We start from the raw sequence: 20326 nt of genomic DNA, 5'->3' as shown, positions 1-20326 counted from the left end.
ATATTATATAAAAAGGGAGAGGGGCATTTTGTTTAAAATAATACTCCTTCTTCTTTTCTCTTTCGCCTCTCTTTTTGCGCTTGAAATCTCCCTTCAGGGTGCAAAAGAGAATCATCAGCCATACTCCACACTCCATATAAGCGATAAAGACAAGTTTTTATGTCAAGAGTTTAAAGATGATTTTGACAATGTCATCAAAATTGTTTGTGCTTTTTCCAAATCCCCTTCAAAAAAAGTACAGAAACTTCAAAACACCTTTTTTGAAATTGATAGTGAGATAAAAAAAGATACATTTTTTCTTATTATCAAGCCATATGAGAAGATGAAGCTTCTGCCGATAGTTTTTAATCTAAGCAAAGAGGAGACGCTTTTTGGAGCTAATGTTGAACTCTCAAACCACTGGATGATTGTGGGCTATAAAGAGAATATCCCTTACATGGAAAAAGAGACTAAAAGCAGATTGGCAATCAATCTGCCTTTTACGTCACATGATGAAAAACTCCCTTATGTCGGAAGCTTGGATATCAAAGGAAACCCAGTCTATATCAAGCGTGTAGGGGATGTGACAGAATATCTAAAAATCAAAAAACTTTATGATGAGAAAAACTACGAGTTTGCTCTTGAGCTGGTAGAGGATGTTTTAAAAGAGTATCCAAACTCGCTCTTTAGAGCAGAACTCCTTTTTTATAAGATTAGAATCTACGCAAAGCTAAAAGAAAATGAGAAGCTTATTGAGACCGCAAAAGAGTATTTGAGAAACTACTCATCTGATGAAAATGTTGCCGAGGTGCTTTCACTTATCGCAAAATCTTATGACAAAATGGGCATAAATAGCGATGCAGACTATTTTTATGATAGGCTATTTAGCGAACATCCTGATTCAGTTTATGCGATGCGGGGATATATCTATATGGCAGAAGGGCTAGAGGATAGCGGGGGTACTTCTAAGGCGCAGGGTATTTATGAAAAGATACTTAAAGAGGCAGATGACATAGATGTTGCTGCGGAAGCGGCATATAAGCTTGGCAGACTTCATCTTTGGAATGCAAAAATCAGTGAAGCGGCAAAACATATAGAAAAAATCTCTTTGGCAAAACCGGATATTTTTATGCAAAAGAAGTCTGAATCTATAGATATGATACATGAATTTGCAGATAATGGTGATTTTGTATCTGCCGCTGCTATAGCAAAAGCACTTGTGGCAAAGATGAATTATGATGATGACGAGTATGAAGGATTGCTGAAAAATATCGGTATTTGGCTTAGCCAGTCCAAGATGAAACAAGAGGCACTTAAAGCTCTGAACAAGTATTCGGAGCTGTTTCCTGACGGAACTTATCTTGAGGAAGTAAAAATTGCCAAAGATTCACTGTTTTTTGATGTAGATGAGGACAATGAGACAAACAAAACCTCAAAGCTAGAGATGTATAATAAGCTTATACAAGAGTACCCAAAAGATAGAATCGGAGACAAAGCACTTTATGAAAAAGCAAAACTTCTAATAGCACAAAAAATGTTTAAGGGGGTGCTTGCTCTTGAAACAGAGCTTCAAGCGCTTGATAAGGTAGAGTACGGTGATGTGCCTGAGCTTATTGTTGATGCCGCTATTGGGGCTATGCAGGAAGCATTAGAGACAAAAGAGTGCAACAAAGTGCTGCAACTTGCTTCTAAGTATCAAATTGATTTGTCTGCGCAGTGGGATGACGGTGTTTATGAGTGTGCGATGAAGGGAGCAGATTTTTTACTTGCCAAGAAAATGGCAGATAGAAATCTTAAATCCAAAGAGCTGGAGCAGAGAAAAAAATGGCTCTATCGCTACATAAAGATAGATTTTGCAACCGGTAACTACACAAATGTTATAGAGGCATCCAAAGAGCTTATAACGCTTATAGCCAAAGAAAAAAACTCTGCGTATCAAGATGTTTATAGGGTGGTTTTTGACACATATCACAGGCTTGAAAACACACAAAAGATGATAGAGTCTATGTCTAAAGTAGTAGAGATTTATGGAGAGAGCTATATTGACAGCGATAGATATGCGGCTATGATGGCAGCCGGGGGCAATATAAAAGATACAAATCTGGTAATTGCGTATGGAGAGAAGATACTAAAGATTCAAAAAACTTCAGGTTCTTTGGCGCAAACACCTTTTGTTGAGTTTGCTCTTTATGAAGCATATACCCAAAAAGAGGATTATGCCAAGGCATTGGATGTTATCAAAATGCTTGATACGGTTGAGTTGAAGAAAAATCAAAGAGCAAGGCAAAAATATCTTTTAGGAAGCGTTTTGGCAAAACTCTGGAGAGATACAGAATCAAATAAAGCATACCAAGAAGCCATAGATGCCGACCCTGCTTCTGCGTGGGCAGGACTGGCAAAGAGTGCAAAAGGGCTATAGCTAAGACGCTCTTTTGCTCGAAAACAGAAATTTTATAATATATATATCAATATATCTTGATATTTTGGTATAATTTTGTAATTGACTTTTCATAAAATTATAGGAGGAGTTACATGGAGTTATTTCTTCAAACCGTTGGTTCTATATACGATGAAACGAGAGTAAAGATACTCAAGTTTATCAACCAAAACGGAGAGGTTTGTGTTTGTGATATAGAAAACTCGTTTGATATGATTCAGTCCCGCATCTCAAGACATCTCAAAATCCTAAAAGAGGGCGGTTTTTTGAGGGTTGAGAGAAGGGGGACTTGGGCGTACTACTCTATCCGCTCGCCTCTTGATGAGTTTAGGCTCTCCGTGCTCAAAGAGCTTGATTCGCTTGATATTGAGATTCCAAAGCTAAGAAAAGGGTGTAGTGTATGATAGTTTCAAGTCTGATTTTTTTAACAACGCTGATTTTTGTTATCTGGCAGCCAAAGGGGCTAAAAATCGGTACAACGGCAATAATCGGCGCAATAGTCTCTTTAGCTTTTGGTACGGTGAGTTTTGGTGATGTGCTTATTGTAAGCAACATTGTCTGGGATGCGACTTTGGCGTTTATCGGGATTATCATTATGTCGATGGTTTTGGACGAGATAGGTTTTTTTGAGTGGTGCGCTATAAAAATGGCAAAGCTCAGCCGCGGAGACGGGCATCTTATGTTTGTGTATGCTCTGCTTTTAGGGGCTTTCGTTTCAGCTCTTTTTGCAAATGACGGTGCAGCGCTAATCCTTACACCGATACTTTTGGCGAAGATGAGGCTGCTTAAGTTAAATGTAAAAACCATCATCGCATTTTTACTTGCAGGGGGTTTCATAAGTGACAGCGCATCGCTGCCTTTCGTCTTTTCAAACCTTACAAATATAGTTACGGCAAACTACTTTAACATAGGATTTGTGGAGTATCTGGGTGTTATGTTTGTGCCCTTTGTTGTGAGCGTAATCATATCTATAGTTGTTTTATGGCTTGTTTTAAAGAACGATATACCAAAAACCATAGATGTAAATCTGCTCAAAAATCCTGACGATGTACTCAAAAGCAAACCGCTTTTTTATGTATCATGGCTCTTTTTGGCACTTTTGCTTGTTGCTTATTTTATAGGCGACGCTTATCATCTGCCAATCTCTTTGTTTGCCCTTGGCGGCGGGCTTCTCTTTTTGGTACTTGCTTCCTACATGAAAGCCGCTCGTGCTATGCTTACCATAAAAACCGCACCTTGGCAGGTTGTCTGGTTTAGTATCGGTTTATACATCGTAGTTTACGGACTCAAAAATGCAGGGCTTACCGATTATCTGGCTTCTGTTTTAAAAGATTTGGCAACAAAGGGCGATATGGCAGCAATTATCGGGACAGGTTTTATAAGTGCGATTTTAAGTGCCGCTATGAACAATATGCCGACCATTATGATAATGGATATAGCTTTGGTTGATATACCAAATCAAGCTTTGGCGTATGCAAATATCATCGGTTGTAATTTGGGACCTAAGATGACGCCGTTTGGTTCGCTGGCAACTTTGCTTTGGCTACATGTACTTTCACAAAAAGGTGTAAAAATAGGCTTTTGGGAATATAGCAAGTTTGGACTGCTTGTTACACCGCCGATTTTACTTGTTGTTTTAATTTCACTCGGAGTAATAATATGAAAAAAGTTTTGGTTTTATGTACGGGAAATAGTTGCAGAAGCATAATCGCAGAGGCTCTCATAAACGCAAAGTTAGATGGTGTTGAGGCAAAGAGCAGCGGTGTGAGAGCCAGCGGAAGAGTAAATCCAAACGCTAAAAAACTGCTAGAGGAGAAAGGGATTTGGAGAGACGAATACCACTCCAAAACGCTTGATACATTGATAGATGAAGAGTTTGACTTAGTTGTAACCGTATGTGACCATGCAAACGAGACCTGCCCGATGTTTCCTCGTCCTGTTCAAAAGATTCATGTCGGCTTTGAAGATCCGGACGGCAAGGGGTATGAGGCGTTTGAAGCAACCTACAAAGAGATAGAAGAGGTTTTGCTTCCAAAGGTAAAAGAGGTTCTTTTTGGAATGAAAAAAGAGGTGACGCAAAAGGGAAGCGGTGTGGCGATAAAGTTCAGCGGCGCCGTGCAAAAAGCAAAAATCGTCAAAATGGTACAAAATTGCAAAACAGGCGCATGCGAGTGTATGAGTGATGATACGAAAAAGAAGATAAAAGATATGCAAGTAAGCGGAGATGACGGCGATGTACTGCTTGAACTCAGCGGAGAGGTTAAAAAAGAGGAGATAGAAGCAGCTCTTTTGAGGTCTAAAGTTTTGTAAGGAGCATCAGTTCAAAATTACTTTTATATTTTTCATGCTTTTTTTATCTGAGTAGTTTTGAAGCAGGGTTGCTAGTTCTGCTACTTCTGCGTTTTTCATTCTGATGCATCCGCCGGATTCGCTTCTACCGATTGTGGATTCGTTTACGGTGCCGTGTATCCTAAATACGTTTTTGCCATCAACTTCATGTGTCAGATTTATCTTTGCTTCTCCCATATAGTTGTGCGGATGTCCGTATGGTACAACCGAAGGCAGATTGATATTTTTTGTTTTTTTAAAATGCTCTATAGTCTCTTGCGTTGGGTACCAGTGAGGATGCAGGGATATGGAGGTTATACCGCCTTCGCCTAATGGTTTTGGCATATCTCTTTTAGCGGTGGAGACTTTGTACTCTTTGAGTTCTACCGCTTTGCCGTCTAAGATGCCTTGGAGCGACATCTTGTGTGTTTTGGAATCGACACTGATAACAATCTTCTCAAATTTGACAAACTGATTTACATCTATGGCTTTTTTTTGATTTGATTCTCTTTTTAGAATCCTCTCAGAGTAGTTTCGTTTGTCTTTGAGGCTATATGGTAGTTTTTTTACAAAAGGTCCCTGTGATTTTGTCACTTCAGCAAGAGTTTTTATAAACTTCTGTGCCTCTTGGTGCGTTTGAAAAGCACCATAGAGTGTTTTGTAAAGCCCGTCATCGTCTTTGATGATATAAACCTCGCTCTTTTGATTTGGTATATACTCTTTGACGCATCCAATGGCATTTTTGTACTCTTTAGAGGAGCAAACGGAGATAGAGTAGTTGAAATTTTCTTTGTGAAATATATATTTTTGAGTATCTTTGGCGTGGGCTAAGTTGTAGTCAAACTCTTTTATAAAAGGTTTATGTTGTTTAAGCCTCTCGGGGAGCTTTGCCATAAACTCCGCCGCCTTCTCTCTTGAGTTAAAAGAGCCGTAAGTCGTAAGGTAGCGTCCATCTTCCAGCTTGACTATAAATATATCTGCCTCAGGCTCATCAAGATATCGGTTTAAAAAGTAGGAAGCACCGTCATGGTCTTTTGTCAAACACATGGAGAGGGTATAAAACTTCCCATCCCCAAAAACCAAAGTGTTAAAAAAAAGTGATGCAAAAAAGAGCTTTAAAAAATACATATCGAATTATAGCAAGTTGTCCATGATTATCGCTTCTAACTCCTCAAGCGGTGCATTGATGACACCATCAAACTGGGTTCGGTTAAAAGTCTGCTGTCTTTTTGCAAGCTGTGCGGTGTGGATTGAGATGTTTTCTAGCATCTCGTCTTTACTTACTTTGCCGTCAAGATACTCCAGAACTTCTACTATGCCTATTGAGTTCATGGAGTGTGGCGCTCTTGTGTAGCGTTGTTCTAGGCGGCATACTTCGTCTATCAGTCCGCTCTCAAACATCTTTAGGGTGCGTTTTTTTATGCGCTCTCGCAAAATGTCTCTATCAACATCAATGTTGTAAATAGGAAGATTTTCTATAACGGGTTTTGGCGGATTTTGCCTAAACCACTCGCTTGGGGCAAGAGAAGAAGCCTCATAGATAAGAAGTGCTTTTTCTATCCTGTATCTGTCGTTTGCAGAGATGTTTTTCATGTACTCGCTATCTTTTGCGTATAAAAAATCATAACTATCTTGCAGGTTGAGCAGCCTATTTTCAACTCTTTTTTTTGCTGCATCATCTATTGCCGGGATATTTGAGAGTCCATCGACAAGCATCTTCAGATAAAAAGAAGTTCCGCCTACAATGATGAGGTTCTTGCTCTCGTCTTGGCATTTTTGCACCGCTTCTTTGTAAAGCCGTATAAAAATTTCAATACTAAAATACTCATTTGGCTGTAAAACATCTATGCCGAAATGCTTAACCTCTTGCAGTTCCTCATTTGAGGGTTTTGCAGAGACGATGTCTATCTCTTTGTAGATAGATAGTGAGTCTATGGAGAGTATGTAGGCGTTGATTTTTTTAGCGACTTTTATGGCTAAATCACTTTTTCCCGATGCTGTGGGTCCTATAATCGCTAGTTGAATCATAAAAGGATTATATCATTTTTGATGCAGTAGTGAGGATATTTTGTAGATGAGAAGTATGATAAACCACGACATTATCATGGTTATGAGAGTGTGGCTCAGATAGTGGTCTCCTATGACCATTTTGTACAACCCCATGCTCCAGCCGATGCCAAGAGCGGCGAATATAGCCCTTTGTCTGTTACGCTGCGTCTTAAAAAGAAAGAAGAGTGATAAGAGTGCGAAACCTCCGCTCGCATGGCCTGCGGGAAAACATTTGAACTTTTTTGTTATGTATGTAGGCATCGTATCAAGTACTTTTATATGAGGGTACTCTCCTCCGTAGCGCGTAAAATGGCATGGACAGGGTGTATTGGTCGCCGCTTTGAGAGCGCCTATGAGCAGAGGGACGGTAAGCAGAGCCGTCCATACCACAAAAAGTCCTCTTCTGTACCCTTTTAAGGCTAGCCCTTTTGGAGTGTTTCTAAAAGAGTAGATGTACAAAACAAGCATAGCCGTCCCAAAGCCAATCAATACAGCTTTAATGCCTGTGTAAAAAAGCATGTCGAGCAAGCTGCCGTTTTTGTGAGAGAGCAGCCATGAGGCTGATGCTTTGTCGAAAAAAAAGTCTTGTATGATAATGTCCGTTGCGCTGTATTCAAAGAAAAAGAAGACAGATATAAGCAAAAAAGCAGTCAGGAGAAGCTGCTTTTTAGTTGTCATAGCGGTCCATTCTCTTCTTGTGCAGCAAGCTTGCCCCCTGATAGTAGGATATGGTGTCCTCCTTTGTATGTTCGTCGGTCGATATATCTTCATACTGCGTCTCAAAAGCATCGGTCTTTAGCACTTTATAGCTCTGCACCTTTTTGCCGGGCGACAAAACGGTAAGTACGCCGTCCTTGTAAAGACCGAGCTTCTGGTATGTGCCTATAAGGGCCCTCTCTTTAAACGAGTCGTCAAGTATGTCATTGCCGTAGAACTTGCTTTTGTACGACCAGTTGAGCATGCTAAAGAGTGTAGGCATTATATCTATCTGGCTCGCGACCTTGTCTATGACTTGAGGTTTTATGATAAAGGGCGCATACATTATCATCGGGATTCGGTATTTGTCAAGCGGCAGTTCTGTTTTGCCCGCACTTGTCGAGCAGTGGTCTGCCACTATGACGAATATGGTGTCTTTGAACCACGGTTTGGTTTTGGCTTTTGCCAGAAAATCGCCTATTGCGTAGTCGGTGTATTTTACTGCACCATCTCTGCCTGTGTGCGAAGGTATGTCTATGCGCCCGTCCGGATAGTCGTAGGGACGGTGGTTGGATGTTGTCATGATGAAGCTCATGAACGGTTTGTGGGTCTTGTATGAGGCATCGGCCTCTTTGAGCGTTTTGTTCAGCAGATCCTCGTCGCAAACTCCCCATGTAGTATGGAATGTATCCTCTTCGTCCGTAAAATCGGTTCTGTCCACTATATCAAAGCCGTTGTTGGAGAAGAACTCGTTCATATTGTCGAAGTATCCGTGGCCGCCGTAGATAAACTTGGTCTCGTAGCCTTTGTTCTTAAATATGAAGCCGCTTGAGAACATTCCGTGGTTGTCGGGTCTTTTTACGATGGAGCGGCCGGGAGTGGGAGGGATGGAGAGAGTTATGGCTTCCATCCCCCTTACGGTTCTTGTCCCCGTTGCATAGAAGTTGCTAAAGAACATGCCCTCTTTTGCCAGTGCGTCGATATTTGGCGTCAAGCCCCCCTCTCCGCCCAAAGACTCAAGGAATTTTCCGCTGAGGCTTTCGACCGTTAGTACCATTACGTTATAGTCCTTCTCCTCGCCTCTGTTCACTATCTGGCGGACGGTATCGTTCTCTTTTGGATGGACGAATATGCTGTTTTTGGTGCTTAAGACGTTCTTGAGATTTGAGAACATCTCTTTTTCGTCTTCTCTTGCATAGAAGTTGTCATAGTCGATGGAGTTGTTCCTAAAAGCCGAGAAAAGCGAGTATAGTCCAGACTTGCCAAGCTCGTTGGCGTATTGATTCTGCGATATTTTTGAGAGTTCCTGCGGCATTCCCATCGAGAATATTACCGGAAACATCAGGTAAAATACGGTCGGCTTGAGGCGTCCTCTGAAATTTCTGTCGTCTTTTGAAATGTCGTTTATATATCCGAGTCTGTGAACGACCCAGAATATCGCCGCAGCTATAACGGCAATGACGCTTAGAAGCATGCCCATAGGATAGGACTCTCTTATATTGCCTATCACCTCGGTAGTATAGACCAGATAGTCCACGGCGATAAAATTGAACCTTACGCTAAACTCGTCCCAGAAGAACCACTCGCTAAACGAGTAGAAAACCAGAGCAAATATCACGGCATAGGTAAATATATGTGAGAGATACTTATGAACGGAGTGCCCAAACAGTTTTTGAGGCACAAAAAGCAGATAGAGCGTAAAAGGTATCACGAGGTAGCTTGCCGCGGCGAAATCAAAAAATGCGCCTATGAGATATATCTGCAGCAGTTCAAAAAGCGACATGTCAAGCATGTTCAGCGACTTTATCAAAAGAACGGTTCGTGTCAGCGCCGATACGCTTAAAAATAATATGTAGATCAGGGTGATGAACCTGAACCTGCCGTATATTGTTTCTTTCATTTAATATCCTTTAGAAGAACGAAGTGTTCAGGAATATTAAAATATGCGGATGAAAGCTCTATGAATCAAATATTAATTTTTGTTCATCGCTCTTGGGTATCTTGATGATGGCTTTGGTTCCGGCTCCAGGTGTGCTTTGCAGCTCTATGCCGTAGCGGTGGATGTCGAGTATCATCTTGACTATGGCAAGCCCGAGCCCGGTTCCCGACTCCGAGGCTTTACGCGAACGGGCTTTATCGGCTCTGTAAAAACGATCGAACACGAATGGGAGGTCCTCTTGCGTTATTCCGCAGCCGTGGTCTTCTATGACGAGGAGGTATTCGTTGTCGGAGTCGATGATGCCTATCTCTACCTCTGCGCCCTGCGCGCTGTAAATTATCGCATTTCTAAGTATGTTCTCGATGGCTATCCTTAAGAGTGTTTCGTTTGCGTAGATAGTGGCCGGGATGATGTTCTTTATGTTTATGCGTACCGACCTTCTTGATGCGAACCTGCTTATTTGCGATACTATGTCCGGGATCAGCTCGTCTAGATACAGCTCCGTGAAGTTCTTCCCGAGTTCGGCCGTGTCTTTTTTGGTGAGCAGGAAAAGCTGGTCTATCGTCTCCTGCACGCGAAGCGCCTCTACAAGCACGTCTTCTAGCACGTTCCTGTATTCCTGCGGCGATCTCTCCTGCCTTAGGCATACTTCCACTTCGCCCCTGATGACCGTAAGCGGCGTCTTTAGCTCATGCGAGGCGTCGCTGCTGAAAGAGGATATCCTCTTGAACGACTCTTCGAGGTTGTCCAAAAGCCTGTTGAAGGTCTCCACCAGCTCCTTTATTTCGGTAGGTATGCTCTTTGCGTCGATACGTTTGCAAAGCTTGTTGGCAGAGATGGAGTTTACAGACCTGATGACATCTTTGACCGGCTGGAGCGTTCTGTTAACGAGCGTGTTGGCAATGAACAAAAAGATGATAAGAATAACGGGGTTGGCTATGAGAAGGCTGATAGCGAGATCCTTGAGATAAGGGGAGTCCACGTCCTTTAGCATACCAAGCTGAAAGAACACCTTTGTGCCGTCATCGTCGAACAAAAGCATAGAGCTGACGCGGTAAAGGTCCTTGTCGAAATAATATATGCTGTGCAGATGCCCCATCTCGTTGAGCGGTATGTCAAAGAGCCCTTCATAAGCGGCGGAGGAGACGCTCTCCTGCTCGACAGTCCCGTTTATCTTGTCATAGTGGATTATCTTTACATGCAGAGGCGCTAAGCCAAACTCTTCGTAGAGCTCATCAGCAACCCCTTTTGCGTCAAGATGTTTGTCCTCTTTAAAATCGGGGATGACATCTATGCTTATTATCTTAAGCATAGTGTCTAGGCTATCAGAGACCCCTTTTTTCGCGGTCATATATATGAATATGCCAAAGCCTGAGAGCACAAGGATGTTCGTTATCAGGAAAAAGAAGAGCAGTTTTATCTTTAGGCTTTTAAACATGTTCGTTGCTTAGCATATATCCCAGACCACGTACGGTATGGATAAGTTTTATGTCGTGGGATTTGTCTATCTTGTTGCGCAGCCTATAGATATACACGCTTATGATATTGCTCATCATATCTTGTTCCATGTCGCTTATGCTGTCCTTTATGACGGTTTCGCTCAGGAGCCTTTTTTTGTTTCTGGCTAACAGCTCCAAAAGAGCGTACTCTTTGCTTGTGAGCGTTATCTTTTTGCCTGCACGTGTGACCTCGCGGCGGTTCATGTCTATTTTCAGGTCGGCTATCTCGATTACCGCGGATGAGCAAGAGTGGGTGCTGCGAAGCTGAACGCGTATGCGCGCAAGCAGCTCTTCGAATGCAAATGGTTTGGTCAGATAGTCGTTGGCACCCCTGTCAAGCCCGTCTATCTTGTCCTCAAGCCTGTTTCTGGCTGTGAGCATGATGATGGGGGTTATAATGTTTTTGCTTCTCAGCTTTTCGCAGATCTCCATTCCGCTTGAGCCCGGAAGCATTATGTCAAGGATTATGATATCGTAACTGTTTGTCTGCGCCAAGTATATAGCTTCATCGCCGTGGTATGATACGTCCACGCTGTAAGACTCCTCTTGCAGACCCTGTCTTATGAATGAGGCTATCTTTACATCATCTTCTACTACAAGTACGCGCATCTGCTATAAAATACCCATCATTATCATCTTTGAAACTCTGTTTTTTTGTTGATTTTTCAATTGCATTCCTATATGTTGTAGAGGCTTTTTAAGTATTATAATAGAATATGAAGATTAAGACAATATGAACGCAAGATGAATTTTTATTCATATAGGAACCTATAAAGATTTTCATTAAAAATCCTAAAGTCATACGCTTTTAAAGCAACTTTAGATAGAATAAAACAAAAACAATTTCGAGGCTGACTTTGCAAAGATATGTCAATAAACTGAAAGATTTTAACGAACTTGTGATGTTTGAACACTCCATATTTTCGCTTCCTTTTATTTTTATAGCTATGATTGTTGCGGCTGATGGGTGGTTTGGATTTGGACTTCTTGTGTTGGGGGTGGGGGCGGCTGTGAGTGCAAGAAATTTTGCCATGGGTCTTAACAGATTTGCAGACAGAGATATCGATGCGCAAAATCCCCGCACCTCTTCTCGCCCAAATGTTGACGGGCGGCTTGATGCTTCAAGTATATTGATTTTTACCCTTGTCAACGCACTTGCTTTTGTGGGGGTTGCCTACATCATCAACCCGCTTGCTTTTACGCTTAGTTTTCCTATCTTGCTCATACTTGGAAGCTACTCTTACTTTAAGCGTTTCTCCTCTTTGGCACACATCGTACTTGGCGTCTCTCTCGGACTTGCTCCCATCGCAGGTGTGGTTGCGGTAAGTGCAGAGATAACCGTTTGGTCGGTTCTGCTTAGTCTTGGCGTGTTATTTTGGGTGGCGGGCTTTGACCTTTTGTACTCTTTGCAGGATATGGAGTTTGACAGAGAAAAAGGACTGCACTCCATCCCCTCAAAGTACGGTGAGCAGACGACGCTTCTGCTCTCCACACTATTTCATCTGCTTACTGTCCTTTTTTGGGCGCTTTTCGTCTGGGTGGCGCAGCTTGGTTTTTTTGCTGTTACGGCAGTAGTTTTGAGTGCCGTGATGCTCTCGTATGAACACTATTTGGTGCGAAAAGATTTTACAAAAATTGACCGTGCTTTTTTTACCGTCAATGGTTATCTTGGCATACTCTTTTTTATTTTAATCGTTATGGATAAGGTTATATTATGAGCATTCGTTTAGTAAAAGCCCCGATTAGTATAGCTTTCAGTCCGCTTGCTTTGGATAGTGAGTTGTACGCAAGAGAGTTTGACAAACTTGGCGAGAGTGATGATGACCCTATAAGCCACTGGCTCAAGCTCGCACGTGCAAAAGGAGATACGGCCGATACCGATCCGGTTTTGCTTAACCTTATCGTTGAGTTGCATCGAAAGATAGATGCGCTTGAGATGTTTTTGAAAAACGAGCAGCCAAAAAGAGTTTCTCTTGTAGATGAAGCAGAGATTGAGTCTATCGGATTTGAACACTTTAAACTCTCCGCAGAACTTTTAGAGAGTGGAGTGGAGTATTATGGAAGAGTTGCTATGCCCGTACATCCAAAACGTGATATAGCACTCTTTTTTAAAGCGCTTGATGGCTCGCTGGCTGAAATCACGAAGATACATGAACGTGATGAAAAAGAGTGGAATGCTTATTTGACAGCCAGAGAAAGAGTGCTTATCCGTGAAGCACGAGAGAGTAGAGCATGAATTTAGAGTCCATAAATATAGAGTATTTGGTAGTAGCCATGGCGGCTATGATTTTGTATCTGCTCTACTACGTTTTTACCAAAGATGCGGAGTATAACAAAAACATCCGCTCGGTTGCCACCGTGGCAGAAGAGCTGAACAAAGAGATTTTTTATCTCAAAAAAAAGCTCTCGGAAACACAGGCAAATATCCAAAAAAACAGCAGCCGAATGAGCGATGAAGAGATTTACCAAGAGGTTGAGAGAACGGTTTATGATATGATAAAGCCTCTCGCAGCAACTATTAAAAGAGTTGAAGAGAGCCTTTTGATGATAGAGGGGCATATAGAATCCAGACTATCGTCACTGGAAAACGGTGTCAAGCAGATATCCATACCCGCCTCTATCCATGGAAATGATGATGAAAAAATAATTTCGCTATACAAACAGGGCGCTTCTTTGGAGATAATCTCAAAAGAGCTGCATATATCTAAAGCAGAAGTTGAGTTTGTGCTTAAGATTAACAAGATAAAGTAACGGCTGATGGCAGATAGAAAATTATTTGCACTTGTGGCAGTTTTGATTGGCATTAGTATAGTTCTGACCTACTCGCTCTCTGCATATATCACGATTCTTTTTGATTTGCATCAGTTCCACTTTGCTGTGCGACAAGCTCTTTTTGGGATTTTAAGTATCTTTGTTATGTGGCTTTTGGCTCAGGGCGATCCAGAAAAACATCTCTCAATGGTTGGTTTCTCTCTTTTTATAGGTTCTACTATTTTGATGATAGCGATGCCATTTTTACCGGAATCTCTCGTCTCGGCAGTCGGAGGTGCAAAGCGGTGGATTAAGTTCTTTGGCTTCTCCATAGCGCCTGTTGAGTTTTTTAAGATAGGGTTTGTCTATTTTCTAGCATGGAGTTTTTCAAGAAAATTGGGACATCACGGCGGTATGGGCGTAAAAGAGGAGTATATCAGATTTGCCCCTTACGGTATAGTTTTTGTCGGGGCGATGTTTGTAATTGCTTTTGTGCAAAACGATTTGGGTCAGGTCGTGGTACTTGGGCTTACGCTTCTTTTTATGTTGATGTTTGCAGGGAGCAGTTTTCATTTCTTCTTGACACTGCTGAGCGGAGCGGTTCTCTTTTTTCTCTTTTTTATCTTTACGGCCGAACATAGGATTTTGCGCATCAAATCTTGGTGGGCTTTAGCGCAAAACACCGTTTTGGAAATTTTTCCCGAAGCCGTTGCTTCACAGCTTCGTGTTCCAACCGAGGTAGAACCTTACCAGATAGGCCACTCGCTAAATGCCATCCACAACGGCGGTCTTTTTGGTGCAGGTCTGTCAAACGGCACATTTAAGCTCGGTTTTTTAAGTGAAGTGCATACGGACTTTGTTTTGGCGGGACTTGCCGAAGAGTTCGGATTTTTTGGTGTTTTTGCAGTTGTTGCTCTTTTTATGATGATGCTTCAGAGAATTTTTAAAATTGCCAACAGAGTCCAAGACACAAAAAACTATCTATTTAGCCTTGGAGTAGGACTGCTTTTGGCTTTCGCATTTTTAGTAAATGCTTACGGTATAAGCGGTATCACGCCTATCAAAGGTATCTCCGTACCATTCTTAAGCTATGGGGGTTCTACTATTTTGGCGGCGTCTATCGGGATTGGGATGGTTCTTATGATATCAAAAAATGCACAAAGAAGTTGAAACGATGAAACTATGTATAACAGGCGGGGGTACGGGCGGACACCTTATGATAGCCCAGTCTCTTGTTGAAGCAGCGGCGAGTGAGGGGCATGAAGCTATTTTTATAGGTTCTACCAGCGGACAGGATAGAAAATATTTTGAGGAACATAGTGCATTTAGCCATGTCTATTTTTTAGAGACGACAGGAGTTGTCAACCAAAGAGGCTTCGGCAAACTCAAAGCGCTCTGGCGTGTTTTTCGTGCTTTTTTGGCTTCACGGGCTATTTTAAAAAAACATCATATTGAGGCAACTTACAGTGTTGGCGGATTTTCTGCCGCTCCTGCATCGTTTGCATCTCTTAGCTGCGGCATACCTCTTTTTATCCATGAACAAAATGCTGTGGAGGGAAGGCTCAACTCCCTCTTAAAGCCATTTGCAAAGCGATTTATCTCAGCGTATGACGCCTCTTCTCCCATCAAAGGCTATCCCGTAAAAGATGTTTTTTTTAAGACTGCAAGAGTGAGAAGCAAGATAAAAACTATTATCTTTTTGGGCGGTTCACAAGGTGCAAAAGCGATTAACGATTTGGCATTAAGTGTCGCAAAAGAGCTTCAAGAGCAAGGCATACATATCATCCATCAAGCAGGCGAGAGAGATTTTGAGAGGGTAAAAAAAGCTTACGGGGAGCTTGAAGTAGAGGTAGAGATTTACTCTTTTACAAAAGAGATTCCTTCTCTTATGGCAAAAGCGGATTTGGCGGTGAGCCGCTCAGGGGCAAGTACACTTTGGGAGCTATGCGCTAACGGCTTACCTGCGCTTTTTGTTCCGTTTCCTCATGCAGCAGCAGACCATCAGTACCACAATGCAAGGTTTATAGTTGCGCATGATTTGGGATGGTGCGAGAGAGAGGGCGGTGACTTGAGAACGATTTTACTCTCTATCTTAGGGCAAGATTTGGAGCAAAAGAGTAAAGCGCTTGTAGCATATTGTGCAAAAGATGCCGCGCATGAGATGATTAAGGACTTAAATGCTTAGGGAGTTAGCCTCTGATTTAGTGGAGCTTATTTTAGATTGGGGCTACATTGGTGTTTTTATTTTAATGACTATTGAGAGTTCGTTTATCCCTTTTCCCAGCGAGATAGTGCTTATTCCGGCGGGCTATTTGGCATCCAAAGGAGAGATGCACATAGGCATGATTATGCTAAGTGCGCTTGGAGGGTCGATGGCGGGAGCATTTGTGAACTACTATCTTGCACTGCTTCTTGGCAGAAAGATACTAAGCAAATATGGAAAATACTTTTTTATCAAAGAAAATGCGCTTCAAAAGATGGATGATTATTTTGAAAAACATGGGCATATCTCCACATTTATAGGGAGACTGCTTCCGGGGATTCGCCAGCTTATCTCCATTCCCGCAGGACTTGCACGTATGAATTTGGCGGTTTTTTCACTCTACACCGCTCTTGGAGCTTCTCTTTGGGCGTTTATACTCGTTATACTTGGCTACACCATAGGCGAAAATCAAGAACTCATAGACGCTTATCTTAAACAGATAACTTTTGTAGTTGTCGTTATATTAGTTTTACTAGCTTTATGGTATATTCGTTACCAAAAATCAAAAAAGGGGTATTAAGATGAAATATACGGCAGCTTTTAGGATTTGGCATTGGCTAAATGCCATAGTTGTTTTAGGACTTGTAGGAACTGTACTGCTTAGAAAAGGATTTTTGAGTTACAGAACCAACTCTGAAATCATTATGACAAAGCTTACCGATATGGGTGTGGACATCTTCAAAGAGGATGCTGTAGCTATCGCAAAAGCTATTCGCGCTCCTATGTGGGAGTGGCATCTTATCTTAGGGTATGCGCTTGCATTTTTGGTGGTTTACAGAATCGCACTTCTGTTTTTTGACAAAAGTCAAAAAGAGCCTTTTAGCACGCTTAACATCCACAAAAAAGGTGTCAAAGCTCTGCACTATATACTTTATGGGGCACTTTTGTTTATGACTATCAGCGGTTTTGCGCTCTATCTCAAAGAGGCTCTTGAACTTACCGAAGCGATGGCAAAGAGCATAAAAGAGACGCATGAACTCGTCTATAACTACTTCTTGTTTTTTATACCGCTTCATATAGCAGGAGTTGTGGTGGCAGATATAAGAGAAGAGCACGGCATGATTTCTAGCATGATAAACGGAAGAGAAACTACAAAAGAGGTATAAAAAATGGTTACATTGGGGAGTGCGGCACCGGAGTTTTGTCTGCCAAATCAAGATGATGTTGAGATATGTTTACGAGATCTTAGAGGCAAGTGGATAGTGCTTTACTTCTACCCAAAAGACAACACCCCCGGATGTACGACCGAAGCGTGTGACTTTAGTGAGGCAGCACCAGACTTTAGCGCTCTTGATGCCGTTATACTGGGTGTGAGTGCCGACAGCACCAAGTCGCATAGAGGTTTTATAGAGAAAAAAGATTTGATGATAACTCTTTTGAGTGATGAAACCACCACAATGATGCAAGAGTACGGTGTATGGGCTTTGAAAAAAAACTACGGCAAAGAGTATATGGGGATTGTCCGCTCAACCATTATCATTGACCAAGAGGGCATCGTCCAAGCGATTTGGAAAAATGTCAAAGTAAAAGAGCACGCTAGAATCGTAAAAGAGAAGCTAGAAGTGCTTCAAGGCAAGTGATGAGTACTACACAACGGTACTTTTTTGCATTTTTTTATTAGACTTCTTTTATAACCTTTAATTGTAAAATATACCACCGTTCGCCCTGAGCCTCTCAAAGGGTGTTGGCTCATGGTTCGACAAGCTCACCACGAACGAAAACTAGATTATGCAAGAAGACTTTTAAATTTTACTAGACTTTTTTTACACACTCACTACACATTGAAAGTTATACAATTCAAAAAAAAACGGAGTATCAAAAATGAAAAAAGTTCTTCTTTCGGCGGTAGTGTTGTCCTCTCTCTCTTTTGCAGCGGGTTTTATGGATATGGGTATGAGCGGTGATATGCATATAATGCTCTCAAGCGATAAAGTTTTAAGCGAGGGACAAAACAAAATTAAAATAGAACTAAACAAAGGCGGTCACGGCGGCGCAGATGTAAAAGCAAAAGATGTTAGAGTGAAGTTTTTTATGCCTGAAATGCCGGGAATGCCTTATATGGAATCAAAAGATATTTGTAAAAAAACAGATACCTATTTTGAGTGTAATGTCAATTTTGGTATGAGCGGAACGTGGCAATATCAGGTTTTTATCAAAGATGAAAATAACAAAGATTACAAATACAAGGGAAGTGTAAATCTAGGTCAAGCATCATCGATGCACTCTCATCATTAAGGTTTTATGATGAAGGTGCTGACTTTTTTTGTTATGTCTGCAACTATCTGTGTCGGTGCAGAGTTTAATGATGTTTTTGAAAAAGCGCTTAACCGTTCACCGAATTTGTTAGCAAAACAAGAAAAGATTTTAGCATCTCGTCAGGCTTTAAAGAGTCAAAGTGCATATAAAAATCCGGTTATTTCCATAGGTGCAAACGATTTGCCTCTAAATGGAAATTTTTTAAAAAGAGATCTTGAGCCTATGCAGACCCAGTTTGTAGGTATAACTCAAGAGTTTGAAACTTTTGGAAAACTTGAGCTTAAAGAGGCGATTGCCAGAGCGGATACTCTCGTTTTGGAGTATGAGTTAGAAGACATGAAAATAGAACTGTATAAAAAAACAGCGCTTTTGGTTGAACAGATTTCAACTTCTACAATGCTTATTGAATTGCTGGAGCAAAAAAAATCAAACTTGGAGATACTTGGAGGTTATTATGAAAATAGCATCAGTATTGAAGATGGACTCAAAACAAGCGTAGAACTTCAAAAAAAGATATTTGCTCTCGAAGATAAAATCTTAGAGCTTCAAGATAAGGTAACATCACTTAAAAATGAGTTTAAATATCTCACGAGTGAAGATTTTACATCCATACAAAAAGCCGCTATATCTGAGGAATTTTTTCAAGAAGATATAAAAAAATCTCCAAAATATAAAATATTTGAGATAAAAACCAAACAGCTGGAACTTCAAACTACACTGGAAGAGAGAAAAAAATATTCAAACGTAAATCTCAACGTAAGCTATAACAATAGAGAGAACTTTGATGATTACCTCTCATTTTCCGCTTCTTTTGCGCTGCCAATTTATGGAACAGAAGAGATAAAAGTAAAAGAAGTAAGCCATTTAAGGGCGGAGAATGTTCAAAAAGAGGATAATTATCTGCGAAATGCAACCATGATTTTTCAGAATAATTATAAAAAAGCAGAGTATTTAAATAAAAGAGTAGAAAATCTTGATGCGATTTTGGAAAAATATAAAGAGTTGACTCTTTATGAGAAATCCAATATAAAAAATAGCATTACACTTGAAAAAAGTATAGAGAACGAAAATCTTTTACTGGATTTGAAGATAGAAAAACTTAAATACAAACTGGATATAAAAACTGCTCATTTAGAGCTTTTTTACATCACGAAAGAGAGTTTATAATGAAAACATTGTTTTTAATACTTTTGAGCCTTTCGTTTGCACAGGCAAAGACGTTTGAACAGGCTTTTAATATCCAAAGCATAAAACCCAGAGTGCAGACACAAAAAATATCTAAAACATATTATGCCACTACCGCATATAATGAGCGTAAAATATACGAAGTAAACATAAGGTTTGACGGGTACATCGAAAAATTGGAAGCTGATGAACTCTATAAAAATATCAAAAAAGGGGATAAACTTTTTGACATATATTCAAAAGAGATATATACACTCAAAAAAGAGCTAAATGCAGCTAAAAATTTTCCGGTTCTGCAATCAACTGTTTTGGAAAAATTAAAACTTTACGATATTGACGAAAAAGCCATTGTTATGGGTGGAGAGACAATACCTATTTACAGCAGATTTGAGGGCAAAATCATCCAAAAAAATCTATTTGCCGGTTCGTATGCAAAAGCAGGCACCGCTCTTTTAAAGATTGCCGATAGTTCTGAAATGTGGATTGTGGCAAAGGTTTATCAAAAAGATCTTGAGTTTATCAAAGAAGGGATGGACGTGAGCGTTGAGATAGAAGGTCTAAGCGTACCCATCAAGGCAAGAGTAGGTAAGATATATCCAAGGATTAACAAAGCAGATCTTACTTTTGACGTAAGGGTTGATGTTGAAAATTCGCATGGCAAAGTATTTCCCGATATGTTTGCGAAGGTGAGTTTTAGCAAAAACCTAAGTGCGGCACTCACTCTTCCAAAAGATGCCGTTATAAAAAAAGGTGACAAGTTTTATGTTTTTAAAAAAATATCACAAAATGAGTATGAGCCTCAAGAGGTTGAAGCAAGCTACGGCGGTGGATATTATCGTATTTCTAGCGGTATTTCGCAAAGTGATGAAGTGGCTCAAAACGCACTCTTTTTGCTTGATAGCGATGCGGTTACAAACGGTTCTTATGTGAGCGAAGAGTGGTAG

General features: G+C 40.9%; 20 protein-coding genes and 1 pseudogene. 15 read left to right on the top strand and 6 right to left on the bottom strand.

What is annotated here, in order from left to right; all coding sequences use genetic code 11:
• Positions 1 to 28 precede the first annotated feature (28 nt).
• The 4 genes and pseudogenes from PHY84_RS02725 to PHY84_RS02710 all read left to right on the top strand — a co-directional run.
• Positions 29 to 2398 carry a flagellar protein gene (locus PHY84_RS02725; RefSeq protein WP_299857483.1) on the top strand — a complete coding sequence of 790 codons (2370 nt, stop codon included), beginning with the start codon at positions 29 to 31 and terminating at the stop codon, positions 2396 to 2398.
• Between the two features lie 113 nt (positions 2399 to 2511).
• On the top strand, positions 2512 to 2820 hold the full coding sequence (locus PHY84_RS02720) for a metalloregulator ArsR/SmtB family transcription factor (protein ID WP_299857481.1): 309 nt from the start codon (positions 2512 to 2514) through the stop codon (positions 2818 to 2820).
• Complete coding sequence (locus PHY84_RS02715; RefSeq protein ID WP_299857479.1) at positions 2817 to 4079, top strand: arsenic transporter; 1263 nt, start codon at positions 2817 to 2819, stop codon at positions 4077 to 4079. Before PHY84_RS02720 ends, PHY84_RS02715 begins: the two co-directional genes overlap by 4 nt.
• A pseudogene (locus PHY84_RS02710) lies at positions 4076 to 4468 on the top strand (arsenate reductase ArsC); the annotation flags it as partial. The gene PHY84_RS02715 and the pseudogene PHY84_RS02710, both read left to right, overlap by 4 nt.
• Before the next feature lie 264 nt (positions 4469 to 4732).
• Here PHY84_RS02710 and PHY84_RS02705 read toward each other — a convergent pair.
• Genes PHY84_RS02705 through PHY84_RS02680 form a run of 6 tightly spaced genes read right to left on the bottom strand, consistent with a single transcriptional unit; the run spans position 4733 to position 11536 of the window.
• Positions 4733 to 5872 (bottom strand): L,D-transpeptidase, encoded by a 1140-nt coding sequence (locus PHY84_RS02705; RefSeq protein ID WP_299857477.1) that lies wholly within the window; start codon positions 5870 to 5872, stop codon positions 4733 to 4735.
• Positions 5873 to 5878: 6 nt separating this feature from the next.
• Positions 5879 to 6772, bottom strand: a complete 894-nt coding sequence (gene miaA, locus PHY84_RS02700; RefSeq protein ID WP_299857475.1) for a tRNA (adenosine(37)-N6)-dimethylallyltransferase MiaA — start codon at positions 6770 to 6772, stop codon at positions 5879 to 5881.
• A 12-nt stretch (positions 6773 to 6784) separates the two neighbouring features.
• Positions 6785 to 7471, bottom strand: a complete 687-nt coding sequence (locus tag PHY84_RS02695; protein WP_299857473.1) for a phosphatase PAP2 family protein — start codon at positions 7469 to 7471, stop codon at positions 6785 to 6787.
• Positions 7461 to 9389, bottom strand: a complete 1929-nt coding sequence (locus PHY84_RS02690; RefSeq protein ID WP_299857470.1) for an LTA synthase family protein — start codon at positions 9387 to 9389, stop codon at positions 7461 to 7463. The genes PHY84_RS02695 and PHY84_RS02690 overlap by 11 nt, the downstream gene beginning before the upstream one ends.
• 58 nt (positions 9390 to 9447) lie before the next feature.
• Complete coding sequence (locus tag PHY84_RS02685) at positions 9448 to 10866, bottom strand: ATP-binding protein (RefSeq protein ID WP_299857468.1); 1419 nt, start codon at positions 10864 to 10866, stop codon at positions 9448 to 9450.
• Positions 10859 to 11536 carry a response regulator transcription factor gene (locus PHY84_RS02680; protein ID WP_299857466.1) on the bottom strand — a complete coding sequence of 226 codons (678 nt, stop codon included), beginning with the start codon at positions 11534 to 11536 and terminating at the stop codon, positions 10859 to 10861. Before PHY84_RS02680 ends, PHY84_RS02685 begins: the two co-directional genes overlap by 8 nt.
• A 248-nt stretch (positions 11537 to 11784) precedes the next feature.
• Between PHY84_RS02680 and mqnP the strand changes: the two genes are divergently transcribed.
• The 11 genes from mqnP (at position 11785) to PHY84_RS02625 (ending at position 20326) form a co-directional block, all read left to right on the top strand.
• A complete protein-coding gene (gene mqnP / locus PHY84_RS02675; protein ID WP_299857464.1) occupies positions 11785 to 12645 on the top strand; it encodes a menaquinone biosynthesis prenyltransferase MqnP in 861 nt (286 codons plus the stop codon).
• Positions 12642 to 13163, top strand: a complete 522-nt coding sequence (locus PHY84_RS02670; RefSeq protein ID WP_299857462.1) for a hypothetical protein — start codon at positions 12642 to 12644, stop codon at positions 13161 to 13163. Before mqnP ends, PHY84_RS02670 begins: the two co-directional genes overlap by 4 nt.
• Positions 13160 to 13678, top strand: a complete 519-nt coding sequence (locus PHY84_RS02665; RefSeq protein ID WP_299857460.1) for a hypothetical protein — start codon at positions 13160 to 13162, stop codon at positions 13676 to 13678. Before PHY84_RS02670 ends, PHY84_RS02665 begins: the two co-directional genes overlap by 4 nt.
• 6 nt (positions 13679 to 13684) lie before the next feature.
• The gene (locus tag PHY84_RS02660; protein WP_299857458.1) at positions 13685 to 14848 is read left to right on the top strand and encodes an FtsW/RodA/SpoVE family cell cycle protein; all 1164 of its coding nucleotides are present in this window, start codon (positions 13685 to 13687) and stop codon (positions 14846 to 14848) included.
• Positions 14849 to 14852: 4 nt separating this feature from the next.
• A complete protein-coding gene (gene murG, locus PHY84_RS02655; RefSeq protein WP_299857456.1) occupies positions 14853 to 15863 on the top strand; it encodes an undecaprenyldiphospho-muramoylpentapeptide beta-N-acetylglucosaminyltransferase in 1011 nt (336 codons plus the stop codon).
• Positions 15856 to 16461 (top strand): DedA family protein, encoded by a 606-nt coding sequence (locus PHY84_RS02650; RefSeq protein WP_299857453.1) that lies wholly within the window; start codon positions 15856 to 15858, stop codon positions 16459 to 16461. The genes murG and PHY84_RS02650 overlap by 8 nt, the downstream gene beginning before the upstream one ends.
• A 1-nt stretch (position 16462) precedes the next feature.
• A complete protein-coding gene (locus PHY84_RS02645) occupies positions 16463 to 17047 on the top strand; it encodes a cytochrome b/b6 domain-containing protein (protein ID WP_299857451.1) in 585 nt (194 codons plus the stop codon).
• A gap of 3 nt (positions 17048 to 17050) precedes the next feature.
• Positions 17051 to 17521 carry a thioredoxin-dependent thiol peroxidase gene (gene bcp / locus PHY84_RS02640; protein WP_299857449.1) on the top strand — a complete coding sequence of 157 codons (471 nt, stop codon included), beginning with the start codon at positions 17051 to 17053 and terminating at the stop codon, positions 17519 to 17521.
• Between the two features lie 241 nt (positions 17522 to 17762).
• Positions 17763 to 18176 carry a FixH family protein gene (locus PHY84_RS02635; protein WP_299857447.1) on the top strand — a complete coding sequence of 138 codons (414 nt, stop codon included), beginning with the start codon at positions 17763 to 17765 and terminating at the stop codon, positions 18174 to 18176.
• Between the two features lie 9 nt (positions 18177 to 18185).
• Positions 18186 to 19364 carry a TolC family protein gene (locus tag PHY84_RS02630; protein WP_299857445.1) on the top strand — a complete coding sequence of 393 codons (1179 nt, stop codon included), beginning with the start codon at positions 18186 to 18188 and terminating at the stop codon, positions 19362 to 19364.
• Positions 19364 to 20326, top strand: coding sequence for an HlyD family efflux transporter periplasmic adaptor subunit (locus PHY84_RS02625; RefSeq protein WP_299857443.1), 963 nt, complete (start codon positions 19364 to 19366; stop codon positions 20324 to 20326). The genes PHY84_RS02630 and PHY84_RS02625 overlap by 1 nt, the downstream gene beginning before the upstream one ends.

The organism is Sulfurimonas sp. (genome assembly GCF_028694605.1).
Taxonomy (GTDB): domain Bacteria; phylum Campylobacterota; class Campylobacteria; order Campylobacterales; family Sulfurimonadaceae; genus Sulfurimonas.
The sequence above is the reverse complement of the archived record's forward strand: the minus strand, read 5'-3'. Positions and strand labels throughout refer to the sequence as shown.

Bases quoted from the DNA above. Each gene is read 5' to 3' on its own strand.
- miaA (WP_299857475.1), bottom strand. From the start codon at position 6,772: ATGATTCAACTAGCGATTATAGGACCCACAGCATCGGGAAAAAGTGAT.
- PHY84_RS02720 (WP_299857481.1), top strand. From the start codon at position 2,512: ATGGAGTTATTTCTTCAAACCGTTGGTTCTATATACGATGAAACGAGA.
- murG (WP_299857456.1), top strand. From the start codon at position 14,853: ATGAAACTATGTATAACAGGCGGGGGTACGGGCGGACACCTTATGATA.
- PHY84_RS02665 (WP_299857460.1), top strand. From the start codon at position 13,160: ATGAATTTAGAGTCCATAAATATAGAGTATTTGGTAGTAGCCATGGCG.
- PHY84_RS02635 (WP_299857447.1), top strand. From the start codon at position 17,763: ATGAAAAAAGTTCTTCTTTCGGCGGTAGTGTTGTCCTCTCTCTCTTTT.
- PHY84_RS02685 (WP_299857468.1), bottom strand. From the start codon at position 10,866: ATGTTTAAAAGCCTAAAGATAAAACTGCTCTTCTTTTTCCTGATAACG.
- PHY84_RS02705 (WP_299857477.1), bottom strand. From the start codon at position 5,872: ATGTATTTTTTAAAGCTCTTTTTTGCATCACTTTTTTTTAACACTTTG.
- PHY84_RS02715 (WP_299857479.1), top strand. From the start codon at position 2,817: ATGATAGTTTCAAGTCTGATTTTTTTAACAACGCTGATTTTTGTTATC.
- PHY84_RS02690 (WP_299857470.1), bottom strand. From the start codon at position 9,389: ATGAAAGAAACAATATACGGCAGGTTCAGGTTCATCACCCTGATCTAC.
- PHY84_RS02670 (WP_299857462.1), top strand. From the start codon at position 12,642: ATGAGCATTCGTTTAGTAAAAGCCCCGATTAGTATAGCTTTCAGTCCG.
- PHY84_RS02630 (WP_299857445.1), top strand. From the start codon at position 18,186: ATGAAGGTGCTGACTTTTTTTGTTATGTCTGCAACTATCTGTGTCGGT.
- PHY84_RS02680 (WP_299857466.1), bottom strand. From the start codon at position 11,536: ATGCGCGTACTTGTAGTAGAAGATGATGTAAAGATAGCCTCATTCATA.
- PHY84_RS02625 (WP_299857443.1), top strand. From the start codon at position 19,364: ATGAAAACATTGTTTTTAATACTTTTGAGCCTTTCGTTTGCACAGGCA.
- bcp (WP_299857449.1), top strand. From the start codon at position 17,051: ATGGTTACATTGGGGAGTGCGGCACCGGAGTTTTGTCTGCCAAATCAA.
- PHY84_RS02660 (WP_299857458.1), top strand. From the start codon at position 13,685: ATGGCAGATAGAAAATTATTTGCACTTGTGGCAGTTTTGATTGGCATT.
- PHY84_RS02650 (WP_299857453.1), top strand. From the start codon at position 15,856: ATGCTTAGGGAGTTAGCCTCTGATTTAGTGGAGCTTATTTTAGATTGG.
- PHY84_RS02695 (WP_299857473.1), bottom strand. From the start codon at position 7,471: ATGACAACTAAAAAGCAGCTTCTCCTGACTGCTTTTTTGCTTATATCT.
- PHY84_RS02645 (WP_299857451.1), top strand. From the start codon at position 16,463: ATGAAATATACGGCAGCTTTTAGGATTTGGCATTGGCTAAATGCCATA.